The organism is Terribacillus saccharophilus (genome assembly GCF_046592595.1).
Taxonomy (GTDB): domain Bacteria; phylum Bacillota; class Bacilli; order Bacillales; family Amphibacillaceae; genus Terribacillus; species Terribacillus saccharophilus_C.
This window is the reverse complement of the sequence record NZ_JAWVPF010000004.1, coordinates 382197-396311: the sequence shown is the minus strand read 5'-3', so window position 1 is coordinate 396311 and position 14115 is coordinate 382197. Positions and strand designations below refer to the sequence as shown.

At 45.3% G+C, this 14115-nt stretch carries 15 protein-coding genes, 2 tRNA genes and 1 rRNA gene; 14 read left to right on the top strand and 4 right to left on the bottom strand.

Annotated features, from left to right (window positions below):
• Nucleotides 1-242: 242 nt before the first annotated feature.
• From rrf to SFC25_RS09150, 3 genes are all read left to right on the top strand, one after another.
• Nucleotides 243-355 (top strand): 5S ribosomal RNA (gene rrf, locus SFC25_RS09160).
• Nucleotides 356-376: 21 nt separating this feature from the next.
• Nucleotides 377-451: transfer RNA gene (locus tag SFC25_RS09155), tRNA-Met, on the top strand.
• Between the two features lie 84 nt (nt 452-535).
• Nucleotides 536-612: transfer RNA gene (locus SFC25_RS09150), tRNA-Asp, on the top strand.
• A 45-nt stretch (nt 613-657) separates the two neighbouring features.
• On the opposite strand, the gene SFC25_RS09145 is transcribed toward SFC25_RS09150, so the two are convergent.
• On the bottom strand, nt 658-1440 hold the full coding sequence (locus SFC25_RS09145) for a hypothetical protein (RefSeq protein WP_411214974.1): 783 nt from the start codon (nt 1438-1440) through the stop codon (nt 658-660).
• 144 nt (nt 1441-1584) lie between these two features.
• Here SFC25_RS09145 and tsaE point away from each other — a divergent pair, with 144 nt between their 5' ends.
• The 4 genes from tsaE to tsaD are packed head-to-tail and all read left to right on the top strand — an operon-like array spanning nt 1585 to nt 4182.
• On the top strand, nt 1585-2037 hold the full coding sequence (tsaE, locus tag SFC25_RS09140) for a tRNA (adenosine(37)-N6)-threonylcarbamoyltransferase complex ATPase subunit type 1 TsaE (protein ID WP_411214973.1): 453 nt from the start codon (nt 1585-1587) through the stop codon (nt 2035-2037).
• Nucleotides 2034-2732, top strand: a complete 699-nt coding sequence (gene tsaB / locus SFC25_RS09135; RefSeq protein ID WP_411214972.1) for a tRNA (adenosine(37)-N6)-threonylcarbamoyltransferase complex dimerization subunit type 1 TsaB — start codon at nt 2034-2036, stop codon at nt 2730-2732. The genes tsaE and tsaB overlap by 4 nt, the downstream gene beginning before the upstream one ends.
• The gene (gene rimI / locus SFC25_RS09130; protein WP_411214990.1) at nt 2729-3178 is read left to right on the top strand and encodes a ribosomal protein S18-alanine N-acetyltransferase; all 450 of its coding nucleotides are present in this window, start codon (nt 2729-2731) and stop codon (nt 3176-3178) included. The genes tsaB and rimI overlap by 4 nt, the downstream gene beginning before the upstream one ends.
• Nucleotides 3175-4182 carry a tRNA (adenosine(37)-N6)-threonylcarbamoyltransferase complex transferase subunit TsaD gene (tsaD, locus tag SFC25_RS09125; protein ID WP_411214971.1) on the top strand — a complete coding sequence of 336 codons (1008 nt, stop codon included), beginning with the start codon at nt 3175-3177 and terminating at the stop codon, nt 4180-4182. The genes rimI and tsaD overlap by 4 nt, the downstream gene beginning before the upstream one ends.
• Nucleotides 4183-4378: 196 nt before the next feature.
• On the opposite strand, the gene SFC25_RS09120 is transcribed toward tsaD, so the two are convergent.
• On the bottom strand, nt 4379-6334 hold the full coding sequence (locus SFC25_RS09120) for an ABC-F family ATP-binding cassette domain-containing protein (protein ID WP_411214970.1): 1956 nt from the start codon (nt 6332-6334) through the stop codon (nt 4379-4381).
• Nucleotides 6335-6782: 448 nt separating this feature from the next.
• Between SFC25_RS09120 and SFC25_RS09115 the strand changes: the two genes are divergently transcribed.
• The 3 genes from SFC25_RS09115 (at nt 6783) to SFC25_RS09105 (ending at nt 9004) form a co-directional block, all read left to right on the top strand.
• On the top strand, nt 6783-7409 hold the full coding sequence (locus SFC25_RS09115) for a redox-sensing transcriptional repressor Rex (RefSeq protein WP_411214969.1): 627 nt from the start codon (nt 6783-6785) through the stop codon (nt 7407-7409).
• A gap of 126 nt (nt 7410-7535) precedes the next feature.
• The gene (locus SFC25_RS09110; RefSeq protein ID WP_411214968.1) at nt 7536-8261 is read left to right on the top strand and encodes an ABC transporter ATP-binding protein; all 726 of its coding nucleotides are present in this window, start codon (nt 7536-7538) and stop codon (nt 8259-8261) included.
• The gene (locus SFC25_RS09105) at nt 8258-9004 is read left to right on the top strand and encodes an ABC transporter permease (RefSeq protein WP_411214967.1); all 747 of its coding nucleotides are present in this window, start codon (nt 8258-8260) and stop codon (nt 9002-9004) included. Before SFC25_RS09110 ends, SFC25_RS09105 begins: the two co-directional genes overlap by 4 nt.
• A 111-nt stretch (nt 9005-9115) precedes the next feature.
• Here the strand turns inward: SFC25_RS09105 and SFC25_RS09100 are convergent, their stop codons facing one another.
• A complete protein-coding gene (locus tag SFC25_RS09100; protein ID WP_411214966.1) occupies nt 9116-9502 on the bottom strand; it encodes a hypothetical protein in 387 nt (128 codons plus the stop codon).
• Between the two features lie 174 nt (nt 9503-9676).
• Here SFC25_RS09100 and SFC25_RS09095 point away from each other — a divergent pair, with 174 nt between their 5' ends.
• From SFC25_RS09095 to SFC25_RS09085, 3 genes are read left to right on the top strand one after another with little or no spacing between them, the layout of a single operon-like run.
• Nucleotides 9677-10099 (top strand): universal stress protein, encoded by a 423-nt coding sequence (locus tag SFC25_RS09095; RefSeq protein WP_411214965.1) that lies wholly within the window; start codon nt 9677-9679, stop codon nt 10097-10099.
• Nucleotides 10100-10142: 43 nt separating this feature from the next.
• The gene (locus tag SFC25_RS09090) at nt 10143-11576 is read left to right on the top strand and encodes an MDR family MFS transporter (RefSeq protein WP_411214964.1); all 1434 of its coding nucleotides are present in this window, start codon (nt 10143-10145) and stop codon (nt 11574-11576) included.
• Nucleotides 11569-12237 (top strand): haloacid dehalogenase type II, encoded by a 669-nt coding sequence (locus SFC25_RS09085; RefSeq protein WP_411214963.1) that lies wholly within the window; start codon nt 11569-11571, stop codon nt 12235-12237. Before SFC25_RS09090 ends, SFC25_RS09085 begins: the two co-directional genes overlap by 8 nt.
• A 29-nt stretch (nt 12238-12266) precedes the next feature.
• Here SFC25_RS09085 and SFC25_RS09080 read toward each other — a convergent pair whose 3' ends face one another.
• Nucleotides 12267-13433, bottom strand: a complete 1167-nt coding sequence (locus SFC25_RS09080; RefSeq protein ID WP_411214962.1) for an iron-containing alcohol dehydrogenase — start codon at nt 13431-13433, stop codon at nt 12267-12269.
• A gap of 149 nt (nt 13434-13582) precedes the next feature.
• Here SFC25_RS09080 and hxlR point away from each other — a divergent pair, with 149 nt between their 5' ends.
• Nucleotides 13583-13954 (top strand): transcriptional activator HxlR, encoded by a 372-nt coding sequence (hxlR, locus tag SFC25_RS09075; protein ID WP_038558186.1) that lies wholly within the window; start codon nt 13583-13585, stop codon nt 13952-13954.
• The last annotated feature ends 161 nt before the right edge of the window (nt 13955-14115 follow it).

Sequence of the window (14115 nt, the reverse complement as noted above, 5' to 3'; positions counted from 1 at the left end):
GAGAGGCCGGAAAGGGTGGTATTACCCTTGCAGGGCTATCGCTTAGGCTGAAGTTTCTGGTTCCCGGAGCTGGATCTGACGAGTAAGTCAACGCCAAAGTCCAGGCACTCCGGTGCTTGGCAGCATGAAATGTCTGGCAAGACATGTTTCTTATCTAGTTTTGAAGGTTCACTTCAAAAATACTTGCTTTTCCGGATTGGACATTGTATAATTTATCTTGTCTTTGGAAAAGGTAAGTAAGGTCTGGTGGTAATTGCGAAGAGGTCACACCTGTTCCCATGCCGAACACAGTAGTTAAGCTCTTCAGCGCCGATGGTAGTTGGGTTCGCCCTGCGAGAGTAGGACGCTGCCAGGCCGAATATTTCCTTTATATTATCGCGGGGTGGAGCAGGGGTAGCTCGTCGGGCTCATAACCCGAAGGTCGCAGGTTCAAATCCTGCCCCCGCAACCAAAATTTTTCACTATCCATGTGAGAAATGGGAGTACACGAAGTGTGCAACCAAATTTTATTGCACTAATACATAGTAGCAGTTTTGGTCCGGTAGTTCAGTTGGTTAGAATGCCTGCCTGTCACGCAGGAGGTCGCGGGTTCGAGTCCCGTCCGGACCGCCATACATAAAACGTTCAAAAGCTTTAGGAGTAATCCTAAAGCTTTTTTTATATGTGTATTTCCCATCCGATCAGTGTAATACTTTCGGCTGCACCTGCTGCCTGGGCATTTGAAAGAACTGTCTGTATGAAATGTGGCATGCTCTCACTCTTGCTGAAAGCGCGCTGCAGCCGGGAAGCACTTTTATATGGAGATACAGGAAAGCACTGCAATCCGATGGTAGAGAGCATGATATGATTGCTGCCGCTTGAAAGAGGGATGCTTCCCATATTAAAGACGGGGACTGCTTGATCAAACGTATTATCAGCACCGATTTTACCTGAACTATTTTGTTGGTTCAGTTGGACAGAGTTGTACTGATTTGGGGAAGGTACTAGATGATAAAGCGAATTTTCCCCAATGGATAGCCAATACAAGTAATTTGCTTTGCGCACAGCAATCAAACATGAGGCATTGCCATTCACTTTGGCTGCCGTAGACCGGAATCGCACGCTGTTGAACATACTCATCAGAAAGCTGTCGATTTTTTTAATAGCACTTGAAACGTCTTCATCAAGCGTCTCAGTGATTTTCCTTTGTCTGAGTATGAGGGAGTCCGCTATGAAAGCAGCACTTTCTACTGTATGCTGTGCTCCCATGACAACTGCAAACTCCCAATCGGCTCCTGTAAGGATAAGACAGGCATTCTCGTTCTTATAGGCACCATGTGCAATGCTTCCGCCAAAGCGTCCGACCCAGATACGCTGGTATTCGCTCAGATCGACTTGATCCAGGTAGGATTTCATCTCACCATTCCAGCTGTAGTTGTACATTTGCTCTAATGCTTCCATATGCATACTCCTTTATTGGCTGATACTATAAGTATTCTCCATAAGACCCTGAAAGCCTTTTTGTTTCTAGTGCTTTTGCTTTTAGGCTATATTTTGCTATGATGAATAGATGAACAAAGAATGAAAGTGAGCCAGGTGACGGTTATGACCCAATTTATAAAGAAGATGCATACAATAGAAGATACCAATTCGTTTGGCCGAAAGCTTGCCGAACTGCTTCACCCTGGGGATATCATCACGATGGAAGGTGATCTTGGTGCAGGGAAGACGACACTGACTAAAGCAATCGGTGCTGGTCTAGGGGTGAAACGGACGATAAACAGTCCTACCTTCACTATTATCAAGGAATATGAAGGGCGTATGCCGTTATATCACATGGATGTATATCGATTAGAGGACAGCGATGAAGATATCGGTTTTGAGGAGTATTTTTCAGGGGAAGGCGTTTCCATTGTGGAATGGGCGCAATTCATTGAGGATTACTTGCCGAAAGAACGTCTGGAGCTTACGCTCAAGCATGATGGGGAAGCAAGGACAATCTTGCTGCATCCGATTGGTGAACGTTATGAAAAGCTTTGTAAGGAGTTAATGGAATGAATATATTAGCGATGGATACTTCCAATCAGCTGCTAGGAGTAGCGATTGTGAAAGATGGAGTGACACTGGGTGAACATGTCATGCATGGACACAGAGATCACTCGGTTCGCTTGCTGCCGGCAATCGAACAATTGATGAAGGAAACAAAAACGACACCTGCTGATTTAGATCGAATTGTCGTTGGCCAGGGACCTGGATCATACACAGGTGTTCGAATCAGTATGGCAACTGCCAAAACAATGGCCTGGGCTCTTGGCATCGACGTCATCGGCGTTTCGAGTCTGGAAGGTCTTGCTCATCAAGGAGAGCTATTCTCCGGATATGTCTGTCCTTTCTTCGATGCCCGCAGAGGCCAAGTGTATACGACTCTTTACGCCAGTAATAACGACTCTCTTGAGCAGATAGAAGATGTCGTCAATCCGTTATTCTCTGATTGGCTGGAACAGCTGCGAGAGAAAGAAGAGAAGATACTGTTTTTAAGTCCTGATATCGAGATGTATCGGAGTTTGATCACGGAAGTGCTAGGTGAGCAAGCGCTAATTCCGAAAGCTGCCATGCATTATGCGCGTCCATCTGTACTTGCTCAAATAGGAGCTGCAAGGGAAGCGGATGAAACACACCAAATCGTTCCGGATTATGTCCGCATGACGGAGGCGGAGTCAAATTGGCTGAAGCAGCAGGAGCAGCAGAAGTGAGTGCAAAAGTGACTGTGCGTCCGATGCAATTAGCCGATGTGCCAGCTGTCCATACAATCGAGACAGCATCTTTTGCAACTCCATGGACCATCGATATTTTCGAGCGTGAAATTACGGAAAATACGTTTGCAAATTATTTTGTCATTGAAAGTGATGGCGTGATTGCTGGTTATTGCGGGATGTGGCTCGTCATCGATGAAGCACAAATTACGAATATTGCCATACTGCCGAACTTTCGAGGTCAGAAACTGGGGGAGAAGCTGTTTGCGCATGTGATGGAACAAGCAATCATGGCAGGGGCTTACCGTTTATCTCTTGAGGTGCGTGTATCCAATGTACCCGCACAGCACTTATACCGGAAATTTGGTTTAGTACCGGGCGGTATCCGGAAAAACTATTATACAGACAATCAGGAAGATGCGATTGTAATGTGGGTGAACTTATGAAAACATCAGAACTTATTTTAGCAATAGAAACAAGCTGTGATGAAACAGCTGCAGCTGTCATCGAGGGAGGCAGGATCATCCGATCCAATGTCGTGGCTTCCCAAATTGAGAGCCATAAGCGTTTTGGCGGTGTTGTACCGGAAATAGCATCCAGGCATCATGTCGAACAGATTACGCTCGTCATTGAAGAGGCGATCCAGCAAGCTGGAATCCAGAAAGAAGAGCTGGATGCAATTGCTGTGACACAGGGACCTGGTCTTATCGGTGCATTGCTTGTCGGGGTGAATGCCGCCAAAGCGCTGGCATTCTCCATCGGCAAACCGCTGATTGGCGTCCATCATATAGCTGGACATATCTATGCCAATCGCCTGGAGCAGGAATTCGAATTCCCGCTGCTGGCATTGGTGGTGTCTGGCGGTCACACAGAGCTTGTTCTTATGAAAGAACACGGCAGCTTTGAAGTGATAGGGGAGACACGTGACGATGCTGCTGGTGAGGCATATGACAAGGTAGCCAGGACATTGCAGCTGCCTTATCCAGGCGGTCCTCGCATTGATAAGCTGGCCGCTGAAGGCAAGCAATCGATCGATTTCCCTCGTGCATGGCTTGAGCCAGAGAGCTACGATTTCAGCTTTTCCGGTTTGAAATCTGCAGTCATCAACACACTGCATAATGCCAAGCAAAAGGGAGAAACATTGGAACCTGCTGATGTGGCAGCGAGCTTCCAAGCCAGCGTAGTAGACGTGCTTGTAGGCAAAACAATCCGAGCGGCTGAAGCATTCGGCGCAAAGCAAGTCATTGTGGCAGGTGGTGTTGCTGCCAACAGAGGACTGCGGACTAGTTTGGAAGAAGTGTTTGCGGACAAGCAAGCTGATCTGCTTATCCCGCCGCTTGCTTTATGTACAGATAATGCAGCCATGATTGGAGCAGCGGCATCCATCCTCTATCAACAAGAGAAATTTGCTGATTTATCGATGAATGCAAAAGCTTCCATGCCGTTATAAAACAAAGCATCGTTTTCTAAATGAAAACGATGCTTTTTTTATTCACAGTCAATATTCTGAATTGTGTATAACTTATTAAAACCCGCTATTAGTACCAGGTCAAGAAGTGGATAAAACTGTGTACAAGCGCTGTGGATTCTGTGGATATTGTGCATAACCTTGTGTATATCCCATTATATCAACAATGAAAACGCATTTAGTCCTGTGTATAACTTTCCTGTTCCTCGCTGAGTGTTTCCCATTCTTCCATCACTTCCAGCAATGTTGCTTGGAGCTCTTCATTCTTTTCTGTGATTTCTTGAGCCTTCTGATAATCCTGGAAGATTTCAGGATCTGTGAGCAGTGTCTCATTGCTTTCAATCTCCGTCTCCAGTTCGGCTATCTTTTCTTCCAGTTCTGAAATGCGTCGTTCCCGTTTACGGATTTCCCGCTTAATTGCTTTATCTTGATGATAAGTTGATTTGTTCTCCGGAGTGACAGTTTTTTGCTTCGTTTCTGCAGCAGACGCTTCCAGGGCTGCAATCTCCTGTTTCTCTTGTTTCTTTTCCAGGAAATAATCATAGTTGCCCAAGTAGGATGTGATCTGCTTGTCCGCCATTTCCAGTACTTGTGTGGAAACTTTATTCATAAAGTATCGATCATGAGAGACAAAGAGAATGGTACCCGGGTAGTCGGCCAATGCACTTTCCAATACTTCCTTGCTGTCCAAATCAAGGTGGTTGGTCGGTTCATCCATGATCAAGAGATTCGATTTTTGCATCATGAGCTTGGCCAGAGCAAGTCGTGCCTTTTCGCCACCGCTCAGTGTGTTGACCACTTTGAGGACATCATCACCAGTGAACAGGAAGTTGCCAAGTATTGTGCGGATGTCCTTTTCGTCCATAAGCGGGTACTCATCCCATAGCTCGGCAAGGACACTCTTCGATGAATGCAATTCTGTCTGCTCCTGATCGTAATAGCCGATGCTTACACCCGTTCCCAGCTCGACTTGGCCGGATTTTGCAGGCAGTTTTCCGATGATGGTCTTGAGCAGTGTCGTCTTACCCGTTCCATTCGGTCCGGTAAGAGCGATACGGTCCTGACGATTCATATGGAAGGTAACATGCTCAAAGACAGGCGAAGAACTTTCCGGATACTGATATGCCAAATCTTTTACCTTCAGTACATCATTACCGCTTCGTCGATCGATATCGAACGTGAGTCTTGCAGATGATGCGTCATGAAGCGGACGATCGATCCGTTCCATCTTCTCGAGCTGTTTGCGTCTGCTTTGTGCACGTTTTGTTGTTGTAGCACGTGCGATGTTCTTTTGGACAAATTCTTCCATCTTTTTAATTTCAGACTGCTGTTTTTCGTATTGCTTCAATTCGCGTTCAAAATTGGCAGCTTTCTGTTCCAGATAGCTGCTGTAATTCCCTTTGTAACGGACCGAATGATTATGCGCTATCTCAATGACTGTATTAACGGTTTTATCAAGAAAGTAACGGTCGTGCGATACAACCACAACCGCGCCCTGGTAGCTGCTCAAATACCCTTCCAGCCAGTCCAGGGTGGAAATGTCCAAGTGGTTGGTCGGCTCATCCAGGATCAATACGTCCGGTTTCTGGAGGAGGAGCTTTCCTAAGGCAAGACGCGTTTTTTGTCCGCCGCTTAAAGAACCGATCGGTGTGGACAAGTCTTTGTCTCCGAATCGGAGTCCGTTCAGCACGGAACGAATATCCGCTTCATATTGATAGCCTCCATTTAAACGGAAGGCTTGCTGTTTTGTATCATAATTGGTTAGAAGCTGCTGATAGGCAGTTTCATCTGAAATAAGGTCAGGATCTCCCATCCTTGCTTCCAGTCGGCGCAGCTCTTCCTCTTGCTGAATCAGATCAGCAAAGACAGTCTTCATTTCTTCCAGGATGCTTTTCTCCGATTCTAAGCCAGTGTGCTGCTCCAAGTAGCCAAGCGTGGCATCCTTTGCCAAAAATACATTTCCTTCGTCATAGCTTAATTCTCCTGCAAGAATCTTCAGCAAGGTCGATTTTCCTGCTCCGTTTCGTCCGACAATGGCTAATCGGTCCTGTGTTTGTACTTCCAGTTTTATATTGGATAAAATGACGTCTGCGCCAAATAGTTTCGTTATATTGTTCGCTTGCAATAAAATCATTCTGTTCACCTCATACTATCAGTGTATCCTATGTGACAAAACAGTAGCAAGCGCCGAATTCCCGCGCTTTTCGCTTTCATTCGGATGGACATCAGATATGAATTTGTTAAAATGGAGACAAGGGACCCCATCAGCATCTTCTTTGTGAATCTGTACAAGACTTTCCTTCTTAAATCTGTTAGAATAAGTTGTTAACTATAATCGTACTTTGTGAAAGTATCATATCGTAACAATTCAAGGACGAAGCCGCAGGCAGCATCTGCAACTCCTTACAGATGCCGGAAAGGAACCTGTCTGCATCCATTCCAGCTCGCTGGAATAGTGCTGATCATATACGACAAAAGGTAACAGAACAAAAACGTTCTAGTCCGATAGGCCTTTTTGATCAGCTGCATGGCTGCACGAAGTTCGCTTCTGGAAGCTGCAGGCTTTAGGAGGATAAATGAGCATGTATATGGACCAAAATAAAATACCCAAAGCTACGGCAAAGCGGCTGCCGCTTTATTATCGATTTCTCAACAGTCTGCATCTGCAGGGGAAGACAAGAGTTTCTTCAAAAGAGCTCAGTGAATCGGTTAAAGTAGACTCAGCTACGATCCGCCGTGACTTTTCCTATTTCGGAGCACTTGGCAAAAAAGGCTATGGTTATAATGTAGAGTACTTGCTGAACTTCTTCCGGAAGACATTGGATCAAGATGAGATCACAAGAGTGGCACTCATTGGAGTCGGTAATCTTGGAACAGCATTCCTGAATTATAACTTTACGAAAAATAACAATACTAAAATAGAAATGGCATTCGATACCGATCCGGGAAAAGTGGATCATAATATCGGCGGTGTCCCTGTATATCACATTGACGAACTGGAAGAATATATCGGCAATGTAAGTGCAGCGATCCTGACGGTACCAGCACATGCTGCCCAAGCAATCACTGACCGACTTGTCGAGTGTGGTATTGCCGGAATTCTAAACTTTACGCCAGCGCGTATTGCAGTGCCGAGCAATATTCGTGTCCACCATATCGATTTGGCTATTGAATTGCAGTCATTGGTTTATTTCTTGAAGCATTATTAATCAAAGCACCTCTCATCCAGAGGTGTTTTTTCTTATACAGGAATTCTATTTACTTACCAGTTATAACGGGTAAATCCAAGTGAAGGATAGATACTAGGACAGAAAGAAGCTGAAGGAAGTGAGAGCATGAAACAACAAGCAGCCATCGCGTTACAGGAAGTGGTATACGAAACAGAGAAGAACAAAATCATCCGCGGTATATCAGGTACGTTCGCCAAGGGGAAGATCACGGCGATAATCGGTCCATCAGGAGCAGGAAAAACGACACTTTTTCGATTATGTAATGGCTTATTATCACCTACAGGCGGTAACATCCTGATTGATGGGAAGGACATCTTAACGTTTGATCCTGTAAGCTTGCGCCGTCTTGTCGGTATTGTCCTGCAGCAGGCAACTATGCTGGAGGGTAGCGTTCGGGATAATATAGCATTGCCATTACAGCTTGCCGGAAAGGAGCTAAAAGGAGAAGAGGCGGAACGGATGATACAGCTAGTAGGCTTAGAAGCAGATATACTGGATCGCAGCAGCAGGGATTTATCGGGCGGGCAGAAACAAAAGGTCTCCATTGCACGGACACTGCTGAATGAGCCGGATATTTTATTGCTGGATGAAATCACCTCTTCCTTGGACCGCGTTTCCAAACAGGATATAGAGAGACTGATCAAACGGATCAATAAAGAGAATGATACTACTGTCGTTTGGATAACGCATAATCTGGAACAGGCAAAGGCAGTTGCTGATGAAGTTTGGGTCATGATGAATGGCACTGTTGCCGAAGCAGGACCGATAGACTTATTGGATCATCCGGAGAATGCGGCTGTAAAACAGTTTGTTACGGAGGAGGAAAAATGAGCGCACTGGCTTTGGTACTCACCCTGATATTTGTCCTTATTCCACTTTTCTTATCGAAGACATTACAACTGGGACTCGAAAAAGATACACTGATTGCGACAATCCGCTCCATTATTCAGCTCTTTGCAGTAGGCTATGTTTTGCAGTTTATCTTCGACTCGGGTAATATCCTTTATATTTTCCTGATGGTTGCGCTCATGATTGGTGCAGCAGTACAAAATGCAAGAAAAAAAGGAGCCTCCATCAGGGGCATTACTTGGAAGCTTGTACTTACATTCCTTGTAATAGAAATACTGACACAGGGGATCTTGTTGGGACTTCAAATTACACCCCCAACTGCACAATACATCATCCCATTAAGCGGTATGGTGATAGGGAACTCTATGGTGCTAGGTATTCTGTTTTTGAATCGATTCACTTCTGAAGTGGCATCCAGAAGAGAGGAAACAGAGCTCATCCTTTCCTTAGGCGGCACACCAAAGCAAGCAATTCAACGCTCCTTACTCGCATCCATTAAGGCAAGTACGATTCCGACGATTGAGAGCCAGAAAACGATTGGACTAGTGCAGCTGCCAGGTATGATGAGCGGCCAGATAATTGCCGGAGCTGATCCGCTCCAGGCCGTTATGTTCCAGCTGCTGATCCTCTTCCTGCTGCTGACAACTGCGATTGTGACGAGTATCATGCTGGGCTTCCTGTCTTATCCAACGAAGTTTAATGAGCGAATGCAAGTGATAGAGTAGAATGCAGTTTCAATTAATGGATAATCCTTAAAAGAGGCTATCTGAAGGCGGAAACGGAAGAATTTATGTTTTAGAGAAAAGCCGTCCTAATATGGGACGGCTTTTCTAATACTATAACGGAAAGGGTTCAAGTTCACTTTCAATGATAGTGGCGTCATACACAAATTTGACCGTACTGTCTCCCTGCCATATACCGACTTCATAATTGTCTTCTTCCCCATACAGAATCAGGGAGGCATCAAGGGCTTGATAAGTAGCTTCCGGGCTCATTTCCTCGCGCTTGCAAGTATTGATGCATTCCAATATATATTCCACCTGCTCAGTATCTGTAATCGTCTCCGATGGTACAGTGGCTTCCGTGTCATACACTTCGATTTTTTCGATAGTATCTTCCATAAATGCCTTCTGTTCAAAAGGTTCGAAAGCAGCGAATATCCAGGCAGCAACTCCTGAAATCAATAGAAAGATGACAATAAAACTGGTTGTCTTGGCAAGCAAGCATAGTCCCCCTAAATTCTTTCCCCCATCATCTCACACTTTTCCAAAGTGTCATTTAATGTTATTGTTAATTTCATATAGATAAGTTTCGGGTACCGAAGTATTTGCGTCATCTCGTTTGTTAGCGCTGTTTTAAGGGAAATGGCAACTATCATAGTTGTGGGAGGCGCTAATATGTATAAGAAAATCCTATTGGCTGTCGACGGTTCAGAGAACTCCATGCGAGCGACAGAAGAAGTGATCAAGATTTGTCAGGCCAGCACACAGCCTGTACAGCTGGAAATTACCTATATCATACAAGATGTAAGAAACAGCGAAATTGTACTGCAGCAGGTTAAGCCGGATGATATGGACCGGGACGGAGAACTTCGTATCCAGGCAAATGAAGCGGAACTGCAGAATGCGAATATTCCTTATACCCGTACAATCGAGCGTGGCGATGCGGGAAAAACGATTGCCAATAAGGCAAATAATGATGCATTTGACTTGGTTGTGATTGGGACACGGGGTTTAAATGGATTCCAGAAGCTAGTGGTTGGAAGTGTAAGTACAGAAGTAATCAAAAGAGCGAATTGCCCAGTGTTGGTCGTAAAATAGGAAGCGTTGCCAACTGGAGTGAAACGCAAAAACAGTTGGGAGTATGCGTGTGAGTAAACTAGAATCTAAGTGGTTGGTCGTTGTAGCTGTCCTATTTGGGACATTCACTGTTATTTTGAACAATAGTATGTTGAATCCGGCTCTGCCATCATTGATTTCCACATTCGATGCCAATGCTGTCAGTGTCGGCTGGATACTCACGATCTTCATGGTTGCAATGGGTATGACGATGCCTGTCACTGGCTATCTTGGTGATCGGTTTGGGAAAAAGAGTATCTATCTGCTGGGCCTTGTTATATTTCTTGCAGGGTCCATTTTCGGTATATTTTCCGGCAGTCTTCCATTTGTCATCACGGCGCGCTTTATTCAAGGTATCGGCGGCGGGCTGATGATGCCGATATCCATGGCACTCATATTCCAAGCCTTTCCGAAGCAGGAGCGCGGACTTGCTGTCGGGGTGTATGGCGTAGCGGCGATGGTGGCCCCTGCAATCGGCCCGACAATTGGCGGTGTACTGATTGCTTACTTGCCTTGGCCTTTTCTGTTTGCTTTCAATTTACCGTTCGGTCTTCTCGGTTTGCTGATGGCTAGTCGGTACTTGAAATCCACAGACGCCAATCCAGAGCGGCGCTTCGACAAGGGCGGGTTCGTATTCGTTACACTTGGTATCGGCCTGGTTTTGTATGCATTGGGCCGAGGACAGACACTGGATGTGCTTGTATCAGAATCTAACCTTGCGCTGATTGCAGTCGGGGTACTAGCCATAGCGATTTTCGTTTTTTATGAGCGGAAAAAAGAGCAGCCATTGTTGGAGCTCTCACTCTTCCGCAATCCCAGCTATACAGTTTCAATATTGGTGACAGCGACGGCCTCGATTGGGCTGTTTTCTGGAATATTCCTGCTGCCATTATTGATTCAGAATGTTTACGGACTGAGTGAGATCCAAACAGGGCTGCTATTTCTGCCAGCTGCATTGTTCAGCGGTGCCATGATGTCATTAGGCGGCAAGCTTTTGGATAAGAAAGGGCCGCGCTGGGTTGTGCCTCCTGGTCTATTGATTCTGGCGATAGCTACTTTCCTTATCGGAAACCTCAGTCTGTCTACACCATTTTGGCTGATCCTTGTTATCAATATGCTTCGGGGGGCAGGTCTTGGACTCAGCAATATGCCAGCCACGACTGCAGGAATGAATGACATACCGGAACATCTTGTATCGCAAGGATCTGCAATGAACAATGTGCTGCGTCAAATATCTTCCGCCTTTGGTATCGTGTTCTTCAGCATCTATTTTGAAGTGCGCAGAGCGCATCTTGCGGCAGCAGGAGAAGCAGCCCAGCAGGCGAGTTTGCAGACAATCAATGAGGCTTTTGTATTTTCGGGTATCTTAATCCTAATTATGGTGCCGATATCATTTATCATGCGTTATAAGACTGAGAAGAAGCAGGAGCAAAAGGCGAAAGGAGTATCCAATGGCTGATATAAAAGCAATTGTGTTCGATGTGTACGGAACATTATTTGATGTGGAGAGTATACAAAAAGCTTGCGAGCAGCATTTCCCGGGAAAAGGGGAGGCTGTTTCGTCCTTATGGCGAAGCAAGCAGCTTGAATATGCATTCCTGCGACAGCTGATGGGGCAGTACGAACCGTTTAACATCGTTACGAAAGATGCCCTTTCTTATGCTTTGGAAATACACGAATGCAGCTATTCCGACGAAGTGGTACAGGATCTCATGGATGCATACAATCAGCTTTTGCCTTATGAAGAAACAGAGGAAATATTGAGGCATTTTCAAGATAAGAAGCTGGCCGTTTTCTCGAATGGACCAGATGAGATGCTTGATCCGCTTTTAAGGAATGCCGGCTTCCGAGATTACTTTGATGCGGTAGTCAGTGTCGATGAGATAAAACAATATAAACCAACAACTGCTTCTTATGCCTACTTATTGAAACAATTACATGTAAGACGCGGCGAAGTACTTTTCCTTTCTTCAAATGGCTGGGATATTGCTGGAGCAGCTAATTTCGGTTTTCACACAGCATGGATAAATCGCAAGGGTGCACCAGCAGATCGGCTTGGCCATAAGCCCAATATGGAATACAACGATTTAAACGGATTGATTGAAGAAAATAACCTCTGAAGCAATGATATGCTTCAGAGGTTACTTTTTTAGAAGTCCACGTCCTTGCCTTCAAAGGCAGCGACATACAGCTGTTTCATTTGCTCAACAGAAGTTTCACGCGGATTGGTGCCAGTACATGGATCTGTCACTGCATTAGCAGCCATATCATCCACATGTGCATAGAATAGTTCCTCGTCCACTCCAAAATCACGCAGATTCAATGGAATATCCATTTCACGGTTCAAATCTCGTATCCATCCAATAAGCGAATCTGTCAGTTCAGCGTCCGTGCTGCCGCTTAATTGCAGACGGCGGGCGATGCTGGCGTATCTTTCTTCCGAAACACTGCGGTTGAACTGAATGACATATGGTAAATAAATCGCGTTAGCCAACCCATGGGCAATTCCGAAAGTAGGACCGCTCTTATGTGCCATACTGTGGACATTGCCTAGCACGGCATTTGCAAATGCCATACCGGCCATCGCTTGTGCATAATGCACTTGCTCGCGGGAACTGCGTTCACCATTATATGATGGTATCAGATGATTACGAAGAATTTCTGCTCCCTCGATAGCCAGGGAATCAGTGAATACGGTACGCGGCTTCGCTACATAAGATTCGATGCAATGCGTGACTGCATCCATACCTGTAAAAGCAGTGATATTTTTTGGCATATCATAGATAGTAATCGGATCGATAATTGCGATATCCGGTGTAAGCTCGAAATCAGCCAGCGGATATTTGATTTTAGTTTTGGAATCAGTGACAACGGACAGGTTGGAAATCTCGGATGCACTGCCGCTTGTTGTCGGTATTCCGATGAATTTTGCTTTTGAACGCAATGCTGGCAATTCGAATGGTTTTGTGGCATCTTCAAATGAAAGGTCTGGATGCTCGTAGAATACCCACATCGCTTTGGCTGCATCCATAACGGATCCGCCGCCGATTCCAATAACCCAGTCTGGGCCGAAATGCTCAAAAGCTTCCAACGCTTCATTGATTTTGTCGGTTGTAGGCTCCTCGCGGATACCGTCGATCACTTGCGTCTGGATACCAGCTTTCTCAAGGTGAGACTGGACACGGTCCAAGACACCGCTTTTTCTGGCAGAAGCTCCTCCGATGACAAGCATCGCTTTGTTTCCTTTGATGCTTTCCAATACTTCCAAGGCACCTTCCCCAAAGTAAATATCACGAGGTATAGTAAATCTATTCATTTGATCATCCCTCCTAAGAAAGTAGTATAGCCAGCGGGAAACAGGCTATCCCTTTGCAACTCTTATTATAGGGAGTATAATTTCACTATGTAAGTACGCACTTTTTTCTTACATAGTGACGAAAAGTATACTGTAAGGAGGAATGGCGGATGAGTCGTTTAGAAAAACAGAAATTCAATTGTGAAAAGGAACTGACTTTGTCCATCATCGGCGGAAAGTGGAAAATGCTGATCATGTGGCATCTCGGCAAGGAAGGGACGAAACGCTTCAATGAACTGAAAGGTCTAATCCCAGGCATTACACAAAGGATGCTCGTTTCGCAGCTGCGGGAATTGGAAGATGATCAGATTGTACATCGAGAAGTGTATCCAGTCGTCCCGCCAAAAGTAGAGTATTCCCTTACGGAAGAAGGTCTTTCCTTGCTGCCGATTCTTGATGCCATGTATGCATGGGGAAAGAACTATTCGAATACAGTTTTAAAAGATACCGATGTTCTGGAGAGCAATTCGGCATTTAAGTAATAGTTAAATATAATAAGATACCCATCCTGCCAGTGACAGGATGGTTTTTTTCATTAGACGGCATTTTATGAGGATAGTGTCCTTATGTCGGAGGCTCTCTTTAATGAAGCGCATTTAAAAAGTGAGGAACTTGGTGAGGTTCTTATTCCTCTTTAATTCAA

Bases quoted from the DNA above. Each gene is read 5' to 3' on its own strand.
- SFC25_RS09145 (WP_411214974.1), bottom strand. From the start codon at position 1,440: ATGGAAGCATTAGAGCAAATGTACAACTACAGCTGGAATGGTGAGATG.
- tsaE (WP_411214973.1), top strand. From the start codon at position 1,585: ATGACCCAATTTATAAAGAAGATGCATACAATAGAAGATACCAATTCG.
- tsaB (WP_411214972.1), top strand. From the start codon at position 2,034: ATGAATATATTAGCGATGGATACTTCCAATCAGCTGCTAGGAGTAGCG.
- tsaD (WP_411214971.1), top strand. From the start codon at position 3,175: ATGAAAACATCAGAACTTATTTTAGCAATAGAAACAAGCTGTGATGAA.
- SFC25_RS09120 (WP_411214970.1), bottom strand. From the start codon at position 6,334: ATGATTTTATTGCAAGCGAACAATATAACGAAACTATTTGGCGCAGAC.
- SFC25_RS09115 (WP_411214969.1), top strand. From the start codon at position 6,783: ATGTATATGGACCAAAATAAAATACCCAAAGCTACGGCAAAGCGGCTG.
- SFC25_RS09110 (WP_411214968.1), top strand. From the start codon at position 7,536: ATGAAACAACAAGCAGCCATCGCGTTACAGGAAGTGGTATACGAAACA.
- SFC25_RS09105 (WP_411214967.1), top strand. From the start codon at position 8,258: ATGAGCGCACTGGCTTTGGTACTCACCCTGATATTTGTCCTTATTCCA.
- SFC25_RS09095 (WP_411214965.1), top strand. From the start codon at position 9,677: ATGTATAAGAAAATCCTATTGGCTGTCGACGGTTCAGAGAACTCCATG.
- SFC25_RS09090 (WP_411214964.1), top strand. From the start codon at position 10,143: ATGCGTGTGAGTAAACTAGAATCTAAGTGGTTGGTCGTTGTAGCTGTC.
- SFC25_RS09085 (WP_411214963.1), top strand. From the start codon at position 11,569: ATGGCTGATATAAAAGCAATTGTGTTCGATGTGTACGGAACATTATTT.
- SFC25_RS09080 (WP_411214962.1), bottom strand. From the start codon at position 13,433: ATGAATAGATTTACTATACCTCGTGATATTTACTTTGGGGAAGGTGCC.
- hxlR (WP_038558186.1), top strand. From the start codon at position 13,583: ATGAGTCGTTTAGAAAAACAGAAATTCAATTGTGAAAAGGAACTGACT.